At 70.2% G+C, this 17,068-nt stretch carries 14 protein-coding genes and 1 riboswitch; of the genes, 7 read left to right on the top strand and 7 right to left on the bottom strand.

The features are described 5' to 3' along the window. The coding region (locus CCN33_RS03250) for an extracellular solute-binding protein (RefSeq protein WP_086690870.1) at positions 1–1,160 on the bottom strand (1,160 nt) is incomplete at its 3' end. A 407-nt stretch (positions 1,161–1,567) separates the two neighbouring features. On the opposite strand from CCN33_RS03250, the gene CCN33_RS03245 reads away from it, so the two are divergent. From CCN33_RS03245 to CCN33_RS03210, 7 genes are all read left to right on the top strand, one after another. Beyond that, on the top strand, positions 1,568–2,332 hold the full coding sequence (locus tag CCN33_RS03245) for a GntR family transcriptional regulator (protein ID WP_030807463.1): 765 nt from the start codon (positions 1,568–1,570) through the stop codon (positions 2,330–2,332). A 138-nt stretch (positions 2,333–2,470) separates the two neighbouring features. Then, positions 2,471–2,734 (top strand): DUF3311 domain-containing protein, encoded by a 264-nt coding sequence (locus CCN33_RS03240; RefSeq protein ID WP_167387756.1) that lies wholly within the window; start codon positions 2,471–2,473, stop codon positions 2,732–2,734. Beyond that, positions 2,731–4,341, top strand: a complete 1,611-nt coding sequence (mctP, locus tag CCN33_RS03235; protein WP_086690866.1) for a monocarboxylate uptake permease MctP — start codon at positions 2,731–2,733, stop codon at positions 4,339–4,341. Before CCN33_RS03240 ends, mctP begins: the two co-directional genes overlap by 4 nt. Before the next feature lie 139 nt (positions 4,342–4,480). Further along, positions 4,481–4,987: a GNAT family N-acetyltransferase gene (locus tag CCN33_RS03230; RefSeq protein WP_086690863.1), complete on the top strand. Its 507-nt coding sequence runs from the start codon at positions 4,481–4,483 to the stop codon at positions 4,985–4,987. A 63-nt stretch (positions 4,988–5,050) separates the two neighbouring features. Beyond that, positions 5,051–5,176: riboswitch (cobalamin riboswitch) on the top strand. 125 nt (positions 5,177–5,301) lie between these two features. Further along, positions 5,302–7,683 (top strand): ribonucleoside-diphosphate reductase subunit alpha, encoded by a 2,382-nt coding sequence (locus CCN33_RS03225; protein ID WP_086690861.1) that lies wholly within the window; start codon positions 5,302–5,304, stop codon positions 7,681–7,683. Then, positions 7,683–8,690 carry a ribonucleotide-diphosphate reductase subunit beta gene (locus CCN33_RS03220; protein WP_086690858.1) on the top strand — a complete coding sequence of 336 codons (1,008 nt, stop codon included), beginning with the start codon at positions 7,683–7,685 and terminating at the stop codon, positions 8,688–8,690. Before CCN33_RS03225 ends, CCN33_RS03220 begins: the two co-directional genes overlap by 1 nt. A gap of 253 nt (positions 8,691–8,943) precedes the next feature. Further along, positions 8,944–9,906, top strand: coding sequence for a GlxA family transcriptional regulator (locus CCN33_RS03210; protein ID WP_086690855.1), 963 nt, complete (start codon positions 8,944–8,946; stop codon positions 9,904–9,906). Between the two features lie 28 nt (positions 9,907–9,934). Here the strand turns inward: CCN33_RS03210 and CCN33_RS03205 are convergent, their stop codons facing one another. The 6 genes from CCN33_RS03205 to CCN33_RS03180 form a co-directional block, all read right to left on the bottom strand. Then, entirely contained in the window at positions 9,935–11,305 is a 1,371-nt protein-coding gene (locus CCN33_RS03205) for a bifunctional albaflavenone monooxygenase/terpene synthase (RefSeq protein WP_086690853.1), read from the bottom strand. Next, entirely contained in the window at positions 11,302–12,384 is a 1,083-nt protein-coding gene (cyc1, locus tag CCN33_RS03200; RefSeq protein ID WP_086690874.1) for an epi-isozizaene synthase, read from the bottom strand. Before cyc1 ends, CCN33_RS03205 begins: the two co-directional genes overlap by 4 nt. 241 nt (positions 12,385–12,625) lie before the next feature. After that, positions 12,626–13,276 (bottom strand): peptide deformylase, encoded by a 651-nt coding sequence (def, locus tag CCN33_RS03195; protein ID WP_086690851.1) that lies wholly within the window; start codon positions 13,274–13,276, stop codon positions 12,626–12,628. Positions 13,277–13,404: 128 nt separating this feature from the next. Continuing rightward, on the bottom strand, positions 13,405–14,385 hold the full coding sequence (locus tag CCN33_RS03190; RefSeq protein ID WP_030807439.1) for a hypothetical protein: 981 nt from the start codon (positions 14,383–14,385) through the stop codon (positions 13,405–13,407). A gap of 110 nt (positions 14,386–14,495) precedes the next feature. Continuing rightward, complete coding sequence (locus CCN33_RS03185) at positions 14,496–15,737, bottom strand: HD-GYP domain-containing protein (RefSeq protein WP_086690849.1); 1,242 nt, start codon at positions 15,735–15,737, stop codon at positions 14,496–14,498. Continuing rightward, positions 15,734–17,044: an HD-GYP domain-containing protein gene (locus tag CCN33_RS03180; protein ID WP_086690872.1), complete on the bottom strand. Its 1,311-nt coding sequence runs from the start codon at positions 17,042–17,044 to the stop codon at positions 15,734–15,736. Before CCN33_RS03180 ends, CCN33_RS03185 begins: the two co-directional genes overlap by 4 nt. Positions 17,045–17,068 lie beyond the last annotated feature (24 nt).

Genomic DNA, 17,068 nt, shown 5'->3' with positions numbered 1-17,068 from the left:
TCCACCTGGCCCCAGCCCGGTGCCATCGGCACGAACCAGTTGGACTCGGCCGCGGTGGCCGGCACGGCGGTCGCCGGGTCGTTCTTCAGGGTGGCGAGGTCGGTCTTGTTGTTGGGCAGGTTGCCCTTGGCGATCAGGCCCTTCTGGCCCTCGGGACCGGTGAAGGCGTTGATCCACTCGGCGGCGATGTCCTGGTTGCGCGACTTCACCGGGACGGCGAGGTCGGAACCGCCCAGGAACACCGGCATGTTCTTGCCGGAGGGACCGGGCATCACGAAGTTCTCGAGGTTGTCCTTGAGCTTGCCGGTCTTGTCGTTCTTCGGGTCGGCGGAGGTCGCGCCCTCCCAGGCCGCGCCGAAGATCATGGCCGACTTGCCCTGGCCGTACACGAGGTAACGGTCGGACTCGTCCTTGGTCTTGTCACCGTGCATGTACTTGTCGACGACCTGCTTGAAGGCGGTGAGGCCCTTGACCGACTCCGGCGAGGAGAGGGACGCCTTCCACTGGCCGCCCTCCTCCTTGGCGATGGCGCCGCCCGCGTCGTAGACGAAGGACATGGCCGCGTACCAGTCACGGGTGGGCTGGTACCAGGCGTTGAACTTGTCGCCCTCCTTCTTCTGGATCTTGTCCAGGGCGGCGGTCAGCTCGGGGTAGGTCTTCGGCGGGGTCTTGACGCCGACCGAAGCGGCCACGTCCTTGCGCCAGTTGGCGACGCGGCCACCGGCGTAGTACGGCACGCCGTAGGTCTTGCCGTCGTAGGTCACCGACGCCTTCAGGCCGTCCAGCCAGGCGTCCGAGCCCTCGAACTTGCCGGGCTCCAGGGGGGCGAAGGCGCCCTTCACCATGTAGCCGAGCATCTCGGTGTTGCCCATCTCGACCACGTCGGGGGCCTTGTCGGTGGCGAGGACGGCGTCCAGCTTGGTGTTCTTGTCCGGCCAGCCGTAGTACTCGTGCTTGATCTTCAGGCCCGGGTGCTTCTTCACCACGGCGGCGTCCGCGGCCTTGACCAGGTTCGGCCAGTTGTTCTGCGCGTCGACGGTGAGCCAGACGGTCAGCGCGTCACTGTCGCCCCCCTTGCCCTTGCCGTCGTCGCTGCCGCACGCGGCGATGGAGACGATCATGCCCGCGACGCCGATCGCGGCTATCAGTCTGCGCTTCACGCCATCCTCCTCAGGGATGCCCACAACCCCCCTGCCTCCCCGCGGTGTCACACTTGCGCGTCGTACCGCCCTCGGAGCCGGGACTGGACCAATGGTGTAGACCAGCAGGGGGAGCTTGGCCCAGACCAAAAGGGCTGTCAAGGGTGTTCAGGTGGGCTCCGGGCGTCCGTGACGCGACCGAGATATGCAGGGACCTTTCATTGCGCAACCGACAGATCGGACGGACCAGTTCCGGTGGACCATTGGTCCGCCGGGCGCGGGTGGACTAGACCAACCGGGGGTGCGGCGGTATACAGGGAGATCACGGAACGTGCGGGTGAACCGGCCGCGCGCGGCCGTGCCACGATGTGAGCCGTGACCGATGGCGATGTCGGTCGCCATCGGCATCCGGAGCCGGGAAGGCAGCCATGAGCACCGACGTCAGCAGGGCGGAGAACGAGGCCGGCGCGACCGTCCGTACCGCGCGCGTGCCCAAGTACTACCGCCTGAAGAAGCACCTCCAGGAGATGACGGAGACGCTTCCGCCGGGCACGCCGGTGCCGCCCGAGCGCACGCTGGCCGCCGAGTTCGACACCTCCCGCACCACCGTCCGCCAGGCCCTCCAGGAGCTGGTGGTGGAGGGGCGGCTGGAGCGCATCCAGGGCAAGGGCACCTTCGTCGCCAAGCCCAAGGTCGCCCAGGCGCTCCAACTCACCTCCTACACCGAGGACATGCGGGCCCAGGGACTCGAACCCACCTCGCAGCTGCTGGACATCGGCTACATCACGGCCGACGACCGGCTGGCCGGGCTGCTGGACATAAGCGCCGGGGGCCGGGTGCTGCGCATCGAGCGGCTGCGCATGGCCAACGCCGAGCCGATGGCCATAGAGACCACCCACCTCTCCGCCAAGCGCTTTCCCGCCCTGCGCCGTTCGCTGGTGAAGTACACCTCGCTGTACACCGCGCTCGCCGAGGTCTACGACGTCCACCTGGCCGAGGCCGAGGAGACCATCGAGACCTCGCTGGCGACCCCGCGCGAGGCGAGCCTGCTCGGCACCGACGTGGGCCTGCCGATGCTGCTGCTGTCCCGGCACTCGGTGGACCGGGAGGGCCGCCCGGTGGAGTGGGTGCGCTCGGTGTACCGGGGTGACCGCTACAAGTTCGTGGCGCGGCTTCGGCGTCCGCAGGACTGACCGGCTCCGTCCCCCGCTTCTTGGGCCCCACCAGCTCACATCGCCATATCGATACCCGGACGAGGGCTTCCGCTCCGCCGTGCCGTCACCTAGATTGCGTGCGCATTACGCGTGATCAACGAGGGGACGGAGTCCGGCATGCCCGACGATTCTGAAGTGAGGCAACCGGTGGTGACACCGGTCCGAGTGGTCATCGGGCTGTGTCTCGTGGCGCCGTTCGTGGCGATGCTGTGGGTGGGTTCGTTCTCCAAGGTGGACCCGACGTTCATCGGCATCCCGTTCTTCTACTGGTACCAGATGCTGTGGGTGCTGGTCTCCACCTCGCTCACCATGACCGCGTACCAGCTCTGGCAGCGCGACCAGCGCTCCCGCAAGGCCCGGAGCGGGGGTGTCTCGAAGTGAAGGACGGCGTCAACGGCGTGGCGCTCGGCGTCTTCGTCTTCTTCTTCCTCGCGGTCACGGTCCTGGGCTTCCTCGCCTCGCGCTGGCGCAAGGCCGAGAACGAGCACTCGCTGGACGAATGGGGCCTGGGCGGCCGGTCGTTCGGCACCTGGATCACCTGGTTCCTGCTCGGCGGCGACCTGTACACGGCGTACACCTTCGTCGCGGTGCCGGCGGCGATCTACGCGGCCGGCGCGTCCGGGTTCTTCGCGGTGCCGTACACGATCCTGGTGTACCCGCTGATCTTCACCTTCCTGCCCCGGCTGTGGTCGGTCTCGCACCGGCACGGTTACGTCACGACCTCCGACTTCGTGCGCGGGCGCTTCGGCTCCAAGGGTCTTTCGCTGGCCGTGGCGGTCACCGGAATCCTGGCGACCATGCCGTACATCGCGCTCCAACTGGTCGGCATCCAGGCGGTGCTGGACGTGATGGGCGTGGGCGGCGGTGAGGACACCAACTGGTTCGTGAAGGACCTGCCGCTGCTGATCGCCTTCGGTGTGCTCGCGGCGTACACGTACTCCTCGGGTCTGCGGGCCCCGGCGATGATCGCGTTCGTGAAGGACACGCTGATCTACATCGTCATCGCGGTGGCGATCATCTACATCCCGATCAAGCTGGGCGGGTTCGACGAGATCTTCGCCAAGGCGGGCGAGAAGTACACCGCCGCCGGTGCGGGCGGACTCGTCCCGGCTCCGGCGGGCCAGTGGACGTATGCCACGCTGGCGGTGGGATCGGCGCTCGCGCTGTTCATGTACCCGCACTCGATCACCGCGACCCTCTCCTCCAAGAGCCGCGAGGTCATCCGGCGCAACACCACGATCCTGCCGCTGTACTCCCTGATGCTGGGGCTGCTGGCGCTGCTGGGCTTCATGGCCATCGCGGCCGGGGTGAAGGTCACCAACGGGCAGCTCGCCATCCCGCAGTTGTTCGAGGACATGTTCCCGGACTGGTTCGCGGGCGTGGCGTTCGCGGCGATCGGTATCGGCGCGCTCGTCCCGGCGGCGATCATGTCGATCGCGGCCGCGAACCTGTTCACCCGCAACATCTACAAGGACTTCATCAAGCCCGACGCGACGCCCGAGCAGGAGACCAAGGTCTCCAAGCTGGTCTCGCTCCTGGTGAAGGTGGGCGCGCTGGTCTTCGTCCTCACCATGGACAAGACGGTCGCCATCAACTTCCAGCTCCTGGGCGGCATCTGGATCCTCCAGACCTTCCCCGCCCTGGTCGGCGGCCTCTTCACCCGCTGGTTCCACCGCTGGGCCCTGCTGGCCGGCTGGGCGGTCGGCATGGTCTACGGCACCCTCGCCGCCTACGGCGTCGCCTCCCCCACCCAGAAGCACTTCGGCGGCTCCGCCAAGGAGATCCCCGGCATCGGTGAGATCGGCTACATCGGCCTGACGGCCTTCGTCCTGAACGTCGTCGTGACGGTGGTCCTCACCTTCGTCCTCAAGGCCGTGAAGGCCCCCGACGGCATCGACGAGACCACCCCCGCCGACTACACCGCCGACGCGGGCGACCCCGGCGTGGAGGTCGAACTCCCCCCGGCGACAGCGGGCACCAGCCACTAGGGCCTCTCGTTTGGATCTTGCCGGGCTCGCGGGGTCCGGCCTGATCCAAACGAAAGAGCCTAGAGGTCCGCACCTTTTCGGCCACGGGCCGCCGTCATGCGAAAGCGACGGCGGCCCGTCGTCGTACACACTGCCGGGCATGGACCTCCTCATCAGAGACGCCGACCCGGCCGAGTACACCGCCCTGGGCGAGATCACCGCGCAGGCGTACCTCCAGGACGGCCTGCTGGACTTCGGGGAGAGCGACGCCTACCTGGGTGAGCTGCGGGACGTGGCCCGGCGGGCGGCGGACGCGGAGATCCTGGTGGCCGTGCGCGGGGACGTCCTGCTGGGCGGGGTCACCTTCGTCCCGGCCGGCGGCCCCATGGCCGACATCGCGGGCCCGGGCGAGGCCGAGATCCGGATGCTGGCGGTCGCGCGGGCCGGCCGGGGCCAGGGAGCCGGGGAGGCCCTCGTACGGACCTGTGCCGACCGGGCACGGGCCCTGGCGGGCTGTCACGGCCTCGTCCTCTCCACCCAGCCCACGATGCACGCCGCCCACCGCATCTACGAACGCCTCGGTTTCCACCGCACCCCGCACCGCGACTGGAACCCGTTGCCGGGCGTTTCGGACCTCGCTCTGCTCACTTACGAGTTGACCCTCTGAAGCCGCCGCGACACACAACAGACACAACATCTGGGGGTGACGCGACAGGGCGGCACTAGATGTATGCTCATGCTCGCTGTCGTCGCAGGGGAATCCGGTGCGAATCCGGAACTGTCCCGCAACGGTGTACTCGCGTGCTTCGCGCATGCCAGCGTCAGTCCGAGGACCTGCCGACAGCGGCGCCCGGCCGTCCGGCCCGGGTGCTCGAAGACGTCCGGGCCTCGTGGAGTGGGCCGGTGGACGCGACGCCGCGTGCGCTCGTGCCCTCTCATACCCTCCGCCAGGCCCCCGTGCCCAGCGAGGGAGAGCCCCACGTGACCATCGCGCCTGCCGATCCGGCTTCAGCCACCCCGGCGACCGAGGCCCCTGTGGAGAACGACGGCCCCGGTGCCGCGCTGCTGCGGACCCTGACCGAGCTGACCGCCGACCTCCCCGACGCGGACCCCGGCCGGGTCGCGGCCGCCGCGCTGCGCGGCCGGTCGGCGCGCGCCGACGAGGCGGAGCTGCGCGAGCTGGCCACCGAGGCCGCCGCCGGTCTGATCTCGGAGGACCCCGCGTACTCCCGGCTGGCCGCCCGGCTGCTCACGCTCTCCATCCGCGCCGAGGCCGCCTCGCAGGGCGTGACCCGCTTCACCGAGTCGGTGGCCGTGGGCCACCGCGAGGGCCTGGTCGCCGACCGCACCGCCGACTTCGTGACGCTGCACGCCGCCCGGCTGAACGCCCTGGTCGACACCGGCGCCGACGACCGGTTCGGCTACTTCGGCCTGCGCACCCTGTACAGCCGCTACCTGCTCCGCCATCCCATCACCCGCAAGGTGATCGAGACCCCGCAGCACTTCATGCTGCGCGTGGCGAGCGGTCTGGCCGAGAACGACAGCGCCCCCGCCGTGGACGAGGTGGCCGCGCTGTACGGCCTGATGAGCCGCCTGGACTACCTGCCCTCCTCCCCCACCCTGTTCAACTCCGGTACGCGGCACCCCCAGATGTCGTCCTGCTACCTGCTGGACTCCCCGCTGGACGAGCTGGACTCGATCTACGACCGCTACCACCAGGTCGCCCGCCTCTCCAAGCACGCCGGCGGCATCGGCCTCTCCTACTCCCGCATCCGCAGCCGGGGTTCGCTGATCCGGGGCACCAACGGGCACTCCAACGGCATCGTCCCGTTCCTGAAGACACTGGACGCCTCGGTGGCCGCGGTGAACCAGGGCGGCCGGCGCAAGGGCGCGGCCGCGGTGTACCTGGAGACCTGGCACTCCGACATCGAGGAGTTCCTGGAGCTGCGCGACAACACCGGTGAGGACGCGCGCCGTACGCACAACCTGAACCTCGCGCACTGGATCCCGGACGAGTTCATGCGCCGGGTCAACGCCGACGAGTCGTGGTCGCTGTTCTCCCCGGCGGACGTGCCCGAGCTGGTCGACCTGTGGGGCCCGGAGTTCGACGCGGCCTACCGCAAGGCCGAGGAGGCGGGCCTGGCGAAGAAGTCCATGCCGGCCCGCGAGCTGTACGGCCGCATGATGCGCACCCTCGCGCAGACCGGCAACGGCTGGATGACCTTCAAGGACGCCGCCAACCGCACCGCCAACCAGACGGCGCTGCCGGGCAACGTGGTGCACTCCTCCAACCTGTGCACGGAGATCCTGGAGGTCACCGACGACGGGGAGACCGCGGTCTGCAACCTCGGCTCGGTGAACCTGGGCGCCTTCGTGGCCGACGGGGACATCGACTGGGAGCGGCTGGACGAGACCGTCCGTACCGCCGTGACCTTCCTCGACCGGGTCGTGGACATCAACTTCTACCCGACCGAGCAGGCCGGCCGTTCGAACGCCAAGTGGCGCCCGGTGGGCCTCGGCGCGATGGGCCTCCAGGACGTCTTCTTCAAGCTGCGTATCCCCTTCGACTCCCCCGAGGCGAAGGCGCTGTCCACGCGGATCGCCGAGCGCATCATGCTGGCCTCCTACGAGGCGTCCGCCGACCTCGCCGAGCGCAACGGCCCGCTCCCCGCCTGGGAGCAGACCCGTACCGCCCGGGGCGTGCTGCACCCCGACCACTACGACGTCGAGCTGACCTGGCCGGAGCGCTGGGCCGCGCTGCGCGCCCGGATCGCCGAGGTCGGCATGCGCAACTCGCTGCTGCTGGCGATCGCGCCGACGGCGACCATCGCCTCCATCGCGGGCGTGTACGAGTGCATCGAGCCGCAGGTGTCCAACCTGTTCAAGCGCGAGACGCTGTCGGGCGAGTTCCTCCAGGTCAACGCGTACCTGGTGCAGGAGCTGAAGAACCTCGGCGTGTGGGACGCCCGCACCCGTGAGGAGCTGCGCGAGGCCAACGGCTCGGTGCAGGGCTTCGCCTGGATTCCCGAGGACGTGCGGAACCTGTACCGCACGGCCTGGGAGATCCCGCAGCGCGGTCTGATCGACATGGCCGCCGCCCGCACCCCGTTCCTCGACCAGGCTCAGTCGCTGAACCTCTTCCTGGAGACGCCGACCATCGGCAAGCTCTCCTCGATGTACTCCTACGCCTGGAAGTCGGGTCTGAAGACCACGTACTACCTGCGTTCGCGCCCGGCGACCCGGATCGCCCGCGCGGCGGGCCGCGCCCAGGAGACCAAGACCATCCCCGTCCAGCAGGCGGCCGACCCCGACGCCGTCGCCTGCTCCCTGGAAAACCCCGAGTCCTGCGAGGCCTGCCAGTGATGACCGAGAAGAACCTGCTCGACCCCGGCTTCGAGCTGACTCTCCGCCCCATGCGCTACCCGGACTTCTACGAGCGCTACCGGGACGCGATCAAGAACACCTGGACCGTCGAGGAGGTCGACCTCCACTCGGACGTCGCCGACCTGGCGAAGCTCTCCCCCGAGGAGCAGCACCTGATCGGCCGCCTGGTGGCGTTCTTCGCCACGGGTGACTCGATCGTGGCGAACAACCTGGTGCTGACGCTGTACAAGCACATCAACTCCCCCGAGGCGCGGCTCTACCTGAGCCGGCAGCTCTTCGAGGAGGCCGTGCACGTCCAGTTCTATCTGACGCTGCTCGACACCTACCTGCCCGACCCGGAGGACCGCGCGGACGCCTTCGCGGCGGTGGAGAACATCCCCTCCATCCGGGAGAAGGCCGAGTTCTGCTTCAAGTGGATCGACTCGGTCGACAAGCTGGACCGGCTGGAGACCAAGGCGGACCGCCGCAAGTTCCTGCTGAACCTGATCTGCTTCGCCGCGTGCATCGAGGGCCTGTTCTTCTACGGCGCCTTCGCGTACGTCTACTGGTTCCGCAGCCGGGGCCTGCTGCACGGCCTCGCCACCGGCACCAACTGGGTGTTCCGCGACGAGACGATGCACATGTCGTTCGCCTTCGAGGTGGTCGACACCGTCCGCAAGGAAGAGCCGGAGCTGTTCGACGACCAGCTCGAGCAGCAGGTGAAGGACATGCTCCAGGAGGCCGTCGAGGCCGAGCTGCAGTTCGCGCGCGACCTGTGCGGTGACGGCCTGCCCGGCATGAACACCGAGTCGATGCGGCAGTACCTGGAGTGCGTCGCCGACCAGCGCCTCACACGTCTCGGCTTCGCCCCGGTGTACGGCTCGGAGAACCCCTTCTCCTTCATGGAGCTGCAGGGTGTTCAGGAGCTGACGAACTTCTTCGAGCGCCGCCCGTCGGCGTACCAGGTCGCGGTGGAGGGCACCGTGGACCTGGACGAGGACTTCTGAGCCGTCCGAGTCTCCTTTCCGCGGTCCTTCCGGTCCTGCCCGAGCTGTCGGTCGATGCGCCGTTCGCGCACGATGCCGATCACCGAGGGCAGGACCAGGAGGACCAGGATGCCGAGAGTGGCGACCATTCCGATGAGACCTTCGATCTGGTTTCCGTTCATGTCATCAGCCTCGCGCTGAACGCTCCTGTCCACCACTGGCAGGACTGCCGCAGGCCCTCGAATTCCTGCCAGCGACGAGGCACACTGGCAGCATGTTGAAGAACGTGGTCGCGGTCCTGCTGGACGGAGTGCACCCCTTCGAGCTGGGGGTGGTGTGCGAGGTGTTCGGCATCGACCGCAGTGACGACGGACTGCCGGTCTACGACTTCGCCGTGGCCTCGGCGGAGGGGCCCACCCTGCGCACCCACTGCGGCTTCACCGTCTCCACCCCGCACGGTCTGGAGCGGCTGGAGGAGGCCGATCTGATCGCCGTCCCGGCCGGCGACTCCTACACCTCCCGCGACTATCCCCCCGCCCTGCTGGACGCCCTGCGCCGGGCCGTGGCCCGCGGCGCACGGGTGCTCAGCGTGTGCACCGGGGTGTTCGTGCTGGCCGAGGCCGGGCTGCTGGACGGGCGCCGGTGCGCGGTGCACTGGCACAACGCCGGGGAACTGAGCCGGCGCCACCCGCGCGTCACGGTGGAGCCGGACGTGCTCTACGTCGACGAGGACCCGGTGATCACCTCGGCCGGCACGGCGGCCGGGATCGACGCCTGCCTCCACCTCGTGCGCAAGGAGCAGGGGCCCGAGGTCGCCAACAAGATCGCCCGCCGGATGGTGGTGCCCCCGCACCGGGACGGCGGCCAGGCCCAGTACATCGAGCGCCCGCTGCCCAAGGGGCCCTGCGACACCGTGGGCGAGGTGCTGGTGTGGATGGAGGAGCACCTCGACCAGGAGGTCACCGTCGAGCAGCTCGCCGCCCGCGCCCACATGTCCCCGCGCACCTTCGCCCGCCGCTTCCAGCAGGAGACCGGCACCACCCCGTACCGCTGGATTCTGCGCCAACGGGTGCTGCTGGCCCAGCGGTTGCTGGAGGGGACGGACGAGACGGTGGACTCGATCGCCTGGCGGACCGGATTCGGCAACGCGGCCGCGCTGCGCCACCAGTTCGTCCGGGCGCTCGGTACCACCCCGAACGCCTACCGGCGTGCGTTCCGGGGCCCGCAGGCCGCCTGAACGCACGCCGGTCCGGGCGCGTCGCTCCTCACCACTCCACGGGCTCGACCAGCAGCCGGTGCGGACGCAGGGTGATGCCCACGCGGGTCGCGGCGTCCGAGTCCTCGACCTGACGGAACCGGTACTTCGCCGATATCGCCGCCACGATCAGGCTCAACTGGGCCATGGAGAAGTGGTCGCTGGGGCACTTTCGGTTGCCGACGCTGAAGGGGCTCATGGCGTACTTCGGCACCTCCTCGGCCCGCTCCGGCAGCCACCGGTCGGGGTCGAAGTCGAGGTGGCGGGCGTAGGAGCGGGGGTCGCGCTGAATCGCATAGGGGCTGTAGATGATGTCCGCCCCGGCCGGAATGCGATAGACACCGAGTGCCGTGTCGGTGAGCGCGCGACGCGTCAATATCCATACGGCGGGCCGGAGTCGGAGGGCCTCGACGACGACATTGTTGGTGTGACTCAGCCTGCGTACGTGCTCGAATCCGACCGGCGCGCCACCGGTTACCGATTCAACTTCCGCGCGCACCTTCTCCGCGTGCTCGGGATGGTCCGCGAGGATCTGCAGGAGCCACATGATCGTGGAGGCGATTGTCTCGCTTCCGGGGGTGAGTATGGCGACGACCTGGTCGTGGATCTCCTGTTCGCTGATGGGGTCGCCATTGTCGTCCTTCGCCTCCAGCAAAGCCGTCAGCAAATCGTCCGGCTTTTGGCCGGATGCCCTCCGCTCGGTGACGATCTCGTCCACCAGCAGATGCAGATCGGCCAGTGCCCGGTTGAATTCGAGGTTGGACGGGAACGGCAGCCGGTACAGCGGTCCCAGCGGCAGCACCATGCGGCGGTACATGCCCCGGAAGACGGTGGCGAGGTCGGTGCTGAGCCGCTCCGCGCACTCGTCCATGTACTGGCCGCGCAGCAGGCAGCGGGCCGCGATGCGCACCGCGACCCGGAAGGACTCGGTGGTCGCGTCGACGGGCACGCCGGGCCGCCAGCGCTCGGTGAGGGCGTGCGCCTCCTCCTCCATGATCGGCCCGTAGGCGGGGATCGCGGCGAGCCGGAACGCGGGCTGGATGGTGCGGCGCTGCCGCCGGTGCAGCGGGCCGTTGGCGGTGGCCACGCCCTGCTTGCCGAGCAGCCCCTCCAGCGACTCCCACACCGGTCCGTCGATCTTGTAGTCGGGGCTCAGCGCGAGTGCGCCGGTGAGCGCCGGCGCGGTGACGGCGTACACCGTCTTGGGGCCCAGCTTCAGGCGCACCACCTCGCCGTGGTCGCGCAGTTGGGACATGAACGCGAGCGGGTCGCGGGCCAGTTTCAGGCCGTGCCCGAGCACCGGGACGGCGCCCCCGGCGAGGGGCGGCTCCTTCAAATCGGCCACTTCCCGCGTCTCGGGATTGACGGCGTCGACGGTCATTTCTCACCTGCCGCTTCGTTGTTGACGTACGGGGGTGTGGACCGGTCCTCCCAGGTGTCGACCATGTAGCGGCCGGACTCGTGGTGGAACCAGTAGACGGTGCTGAACCAGTTCCGCATATTGCCGACGCAGGTCCGTACGGCGGCGCTCAGTTCCTTTCCGCGTACGGTGCCGTCGTCGAGTTCCCCGGCGAACTCCAGCGCTTCGCGCTCGGCCTCGATGAATTCGGCGATGCAGTTCTCGATGCGCCGCCTGAGTTCTTCGACGGCTTCTTCGAGGGTGAGCCCGGAATGCGTGATGAGACTTATTCCGAGATTGTGCACCTCGTCGCCCGCTATCTCCTTCGGCAGCGAGCAGAGGTCGTTGTACCAGGCGGCGAACTCCTGGCTCAGCAGGGCCGCGCGCCGAAAGGCCGGGTTCTTCCTTACCGCGTCCGGGAGCTGGCATCCGGCGCTCGGTTCGAGGAGGTCGGTCCATATCCAGTGCGCGAAGGTGAGCCGCCGTAGCGCGAGGTACTCCTCGACACCGGGCACCCGGCCCGCGATCCGGTTGGCGAACTCCCGGTCGTACGCCTCGATCACCTCGTGGAAGTGCCGGGCGAACCGCTGGTTCCAGGCGGTCGGCAGGAACGCGTAGAGCCGCAGCACGCTGTCCGCGAAAGCGGCCACCAGCGCGTCCTGGTGGTGCAGGTGGTCCTCGGGTGCGTCGAGCGCCGTATGGAGACGCTGCCGCAGCCGCCGCCAGTCCTCGGGCCGGCCGTGCACGATGTCACGGTCGTGCCGGTCGTCCCAGACGAAGAACCACGCGCTGTAGTCGGCTATGGCCTGCAGGACGTCGTCGGGGGCGCCCAGGTAGTAGCCGGCCATCAGGTCCGTGTAGCACAGGTTGTCGGCGTACTCGCGGACCTTGTCCGGGGACATCAGCCGTTTTTCCAGCAGCCACCGCCGGGTGTTCTCCTGGAGCCGCGGCCAATACGGGTGCAGCCGACGGGGAAAGGCGTCCTCGATCACCGGGAGCGCGAGGGACGGTGGTACCGCGACCGCTGTCGCCGATGTGGCGCCGCTTGAAAAAGCATGCACGAACAGTCCCCTCTCGACCGCCAGGAGCACACGCCCCTCCCTGCCGTGCCGGGCGTGCGCCGTTGCGTATCCCCGCACCCCTATTCAGCACTACAACTGACCGTCTGGGGAACGGATTTGCTCCTTTCACTACCCCAAGTCGCCGGGTTTCTTTCGGCGAACAGATGAACGAACAGCCACGACGCCCGGNNCCGGGCGTCGTGGCTGTTCGGTGCGGTGGCGCTGGTTCCGCGCGCTCCCGTCAGTCGTTGGCGACCACGTCGTAGCGCGGTTCGTTCTCGGCCATCTGCCGCAGCGCGTCCTTGCGGTCCCGCTTGGAGAGGCGGTCGATGTAGAGGTAGCCGTACAGGTGGTCGGTCTCGTGCTGGAGGCAGCGGGCGAAGTAGCCGGTACCGCGCACCTTGATGGGGTTGCCCTTCTCGTCCTGCCCGGTCACCTCGGCGTAGTCGGGGCGCGCGAGCGGCGCGTACGCGGTGGGCACGGACAGGCAGCCCTCGTTGCTGTCGTCCAGGCGGCGGGCGGCGGCGGGGAGTTCGACCAGCTTGGGGTTGACGACCACACCGGTGTGGCGGACGCCGTCGTCGTCGGGGCAGTCGTAGACGAAGACCTTCCGGCTCACGCCGATCTGGTTGGCGGCCAGGCCCACGCCCTCGGCGGTGCGCTGGCTGGCGAACATGTCCGCGACCAGTTGTTCCAGCTCGGGGCCGAACTCGGTGACGTCCGCGCACTCCTTGTGCAGCACCGGGTTCCCGACGACCGTGATCGGGCGCGAGGTCCCGCGCTCGCGCCAGCCGGTCTCGCGCTCCTCGCAGTCCTCGGTGTCGACGACATAGCCCTCGTCATCGACGGGGAGCACGCCCACGTGCTGCTGATCGGTGTCCTGCTGAGCCATGACCGAGTGACGCCTTCCTCAAAACAAACCTGGGGGGGACTAGCGGATACAGGGTACGTGGACGCGCCTCGAAGGGGCGCGGGGAACTGCGCGACCAGCCACGACGGTCCGCCACCGGGCAGCGGCGATCAACAAACCTCTTCGAGATCCCGCCAGTCCCGGGAGTCCGGACTGTCGGCGACCCACCCGTCCAGCAACCCCCGGACCAGGGAAGCCGGCGCGGCGATCCCGCACTCCCGCTCCGGCACCCACAGCTGGCCGTCCGTCCGATGCCCCAGCGGACCGGGATGACCCGGCTCACTGTGGTCGTGGGGATCGAGATGCACGCCCTCCCCCTCGTCGGACGGCATCCGCGACTCCGAACACATCCGGCACAGCAGCCGCACGGAAGAGGACCAGTCCTCCGCCGCGAACCCCGCGTCGGCGGCCAGCTGCTCCAGCGCGTCCCGGTCCGCCTCGGTCGCCGCCTCCAGCAGCACCACCCAGGTCGGCACGGGCGACGGCGCCCACAGCTCGATCTCGTCGAAGACCGGATAGGAGTGTCCGGTGGACGTGGTGCGCTCGCCGTGCGGGACACCGTCGTGCAGCACGACCTCGCCCCAGCGCCGCCCCGAGGACGGCAGCGGGATGGACAGCACCTCGATCCGCGCCGGGTCCAGCCGGCGTCCCCAGACCACCTCGGCCTCGCCCTCCGGGGAGAGCCGTACGGCCGCGCTGCCCAGCTCCATGCCGAGCGGCTCGCCGAGCGCGGTGGCGCCGCCGGGCACCTTCAGTCCGTACGCCTGCCAGGCGCGGCGGGCCAGCGGCCAGTCCTGGAGCGCGGTGGCGGCGATGCCGACGTTCCACCAGTCGGGCGCGCCGGTCTCCCGGTCCAGCAGGGCGACCGCGCGCAGGCCGGCCGCGCGGGCCTGCTCCCAGTCGTGCCGGAACTTGTGCAGCAGGGCCAGGTTGAACCAGGACTCGGCGAGCCAGGGCTCCAGATCGGCGGCGCGGGTCAGCAGTTCGCCCGCGTCCTCGTACCGGCCGTCGCCGATGAGCGTGAACGCCCGGTCGGTGGCCTGCCGCCAGGAGGCGGAGGGCCGGTTCCGTACCTTGCCGAAGATCCTCACGATTCCCGCCTGCCAGTTCCGTTCCGCTCAGTGGGCTGGCTCTTGCCCCCGGACTGCCTCTCCCTCGCATCCAACCACGTCAGCCGGGAGAGGCGCTCATTACCCATCGGTTACCCAGCAACCGGCAGGGTCAGACAGTCGCGGGACAGGACCCGCGCCAGTGATTCCACCACCTCGGGGGCGTAGTCCCCGGCGGTGGCCAGCCGCAGTTCCTCCAGTGCGCGCAAGGGGCCCTCCACCCCGGCGTCGCGGGACTTCTCCTCGTAGGCGTTGACCGCGCGCACGATGCGGGCGGCGACCGGCTGGTCCCGGTAGGGGTCGGCCTGCCGCTCCACGACCACGGCGACGGCCGCGGCCACCCCGGTCTGCCGGACCACGGCACCCCCGAGCAGAGCGATACGGCGCTGTTCCTCGCCGGGCAGCCCGGCGGTGGCACCCGCGGGGACCGGGTCGACCAGGCTGAGCTGGCCGATGTCGTGCATCAGCGCCGCGTGCTCCAGCACGGTCAGCTCGGTGCCGGTGAGCCCGAGGTCCCGGCCCACCGCGAGGCTGAGGGCGGCGACCCGGCGGGCGTGGCCGGCCGGGGTGTACCCGGCGATCTCGGTGGCGCGGGCCAGGGAGGTGATGGTCTGCCGGTAGGTGGCGCGCACGGCCGCGTACCGGCGCAGCGACAACTGGGTGAGCAGCAGCGGGAGGCAGAACACCGGGAGCGCCCAGAGTCCGGCGACCGCGACCGCGAGCGCCATCACCGCGCCGGTGGCGCAGACGGCGGACCCGATGCCGAGCAGCCCGCGCAGTTCCTCGCGCAGCAGCGGACCGAAGGGCCAGCCGGTGCGGGAGCGGGCGAGCGCGGCGGCCAGTACGGCGTCGCACAGCGCGGTCAGCACCAGCAGCGCGACGAGCAGCAGGGCGTAGGCGGAGCCGTCCCACCGCTCGAACACACCCCGGCTGTAGAGGGGTTGGAAGCAGACGGCGGCGAAGCCCACGGTGAGGACGCGGCGGGCGAGGTGGTCCAGGGTGGGGCTGTTTCCGCGCCAGATGTGCGGAACCCCGCCGAGCAGCGAGGCGACGAGCACCACGGTGAGGATCTGACCGGCGCCGTGCCGGGCGGGATGTCCGGCGTCGGCACCGAGCAGGGCGTAGGAGAGGGAGCCCGCGGTGCCGAGCGGTGCGGCGCGGCGGGAGCCGCCACCCTTCCAGCGGGTGAGTTCACCGACGGCTATGAGGACACCGAAGGCGAGCGCGGTGCCCCCGCCGTCGACACCGGTCCACAGGGTGGCGCCGAACGCGAGGACGGCGACGAGTGCGGCGGCGCCGTGGATCAGACGGCGGGCACTCGGGCGGGCGGTCACCGATGGGCCCCGGTGGTCCGGCCGTGGGTGCGCTGGCGCGGCGGGACGCCGGGGGCGGGTTCGTCGGCGGTGACCTCGGGACGCCAGCCGTGCCGGCGCAGGGCGGCGGCGAGCGCGCCGACCATCCGGGGGTCGAACTGGGCGCCCGCGCACCGCTCCAGCTCGGCGACGGCGACCTCGACCGGGCGGGCCCGGCTGTAGGAGCGGGTGGAGGTCATGGCGTCGAAGGCGTCGGCCACGGCGACCACCCGGGCGCACTCGGGGATCTGGGTGCCGGCGAGTCCGTAGGGGTACCCGCTGCCGTCGAGGCGTTCGTGGTGGTGCAGGATCGCCGCGCGGGCCTCCCCGAGGAAGGAGATGCCACGGGTCATCTCGTGGCCGTACTCCGGGTGGAGCTCGATGATCCGGCGTTCCTCGGGGGTGAGCGGGCCGTCCTTGCGCAGCAGCCGGGTGGGGACGCCGAGTTTGCCGACGTCGTGCAGGATGCCCGCGAAGCGCAGCACCTCCACGCGTTCGTCGTCCAGGCCGAGCTGGCGGGCGATCATCACGGACGCCCGGCCGACGCGCTCGCTGTGCCCCCTCGTGTACCCGTCCTTGATGTCGACGGCCTGGACGAGGGCGCGGATGGTGGCCTGGTGGGCGGCGCGTTCACGGTGGTACTGGGCGAACACCCAGCAGGAGACGCCCATCGGCAGCAGCACCAGCAGGGCGGCGACCGGCCCGTAGGGGCTGCGCCAGAGCACTGCGGTCATCAGCCCGGCCAGGCCGTGCACGGTGACGGGGGCGAGGGAGCGGGTGAACAGCCCGCGCCAGGCCCGGCGCGGTGGGACCCGGTCGGCGGCCGCGTGCATGGCGCCGTCGAGCAGCGTGAGCACCAGGCAGAAGGCGAGCACGGCGGCCCCGGCGGGCAGCAGCGCGTACGGGAAGACGGAGTCCTCGACGGCCGCGCTCCCGTCGAGCGCGTGGTGCGTCCGGGCGGCGGCCCAGACGGCGAGCGCGGGCCGGGCGGCGCGCCAGACGCGGCGCGGGAGGGCGGGCGCGTGCTCGACCGGGGAGAGCAGGGCGGCGGGCAGCGGGACCAGCGCGGCTGCGGCCGGGGCCAGCAGGAAGGCCCCGGCGAGCAGGACGGGGTAGAAGGTGCCGCCGAAGCGGCGGCGGACTACCTGGTCGCAGAGCGCGTAGAGCGCGGCGAGGAGTCCGAGGGCACCCCAGGCCGTGGGGCCGGTGAGGGCGGGCAGGGCGCAGAGCGCGGCGAGCAGGGCGGCACCGGCCACGCAGACCCGTGCCCTTGCCGGAACCGCCTCCATGACGCCCTCCCCGACCGTGCCCCG

It is taken from the genome of Streptomyces recifensis (genome assembly GCF_002154615.1).
In the GTDB taxonomy this organism is placed as follows: Bacteria; Actinomycetota; Actinomycetes; order Streptomycetales; family Streptomycetaceae; genus Streptomyces; species Streptomyces griseoluteus.
Note: the sequence above shows the minus strand (reverse complement) of the source record. Positions and strands in the feature narration are given on the sequence as shown.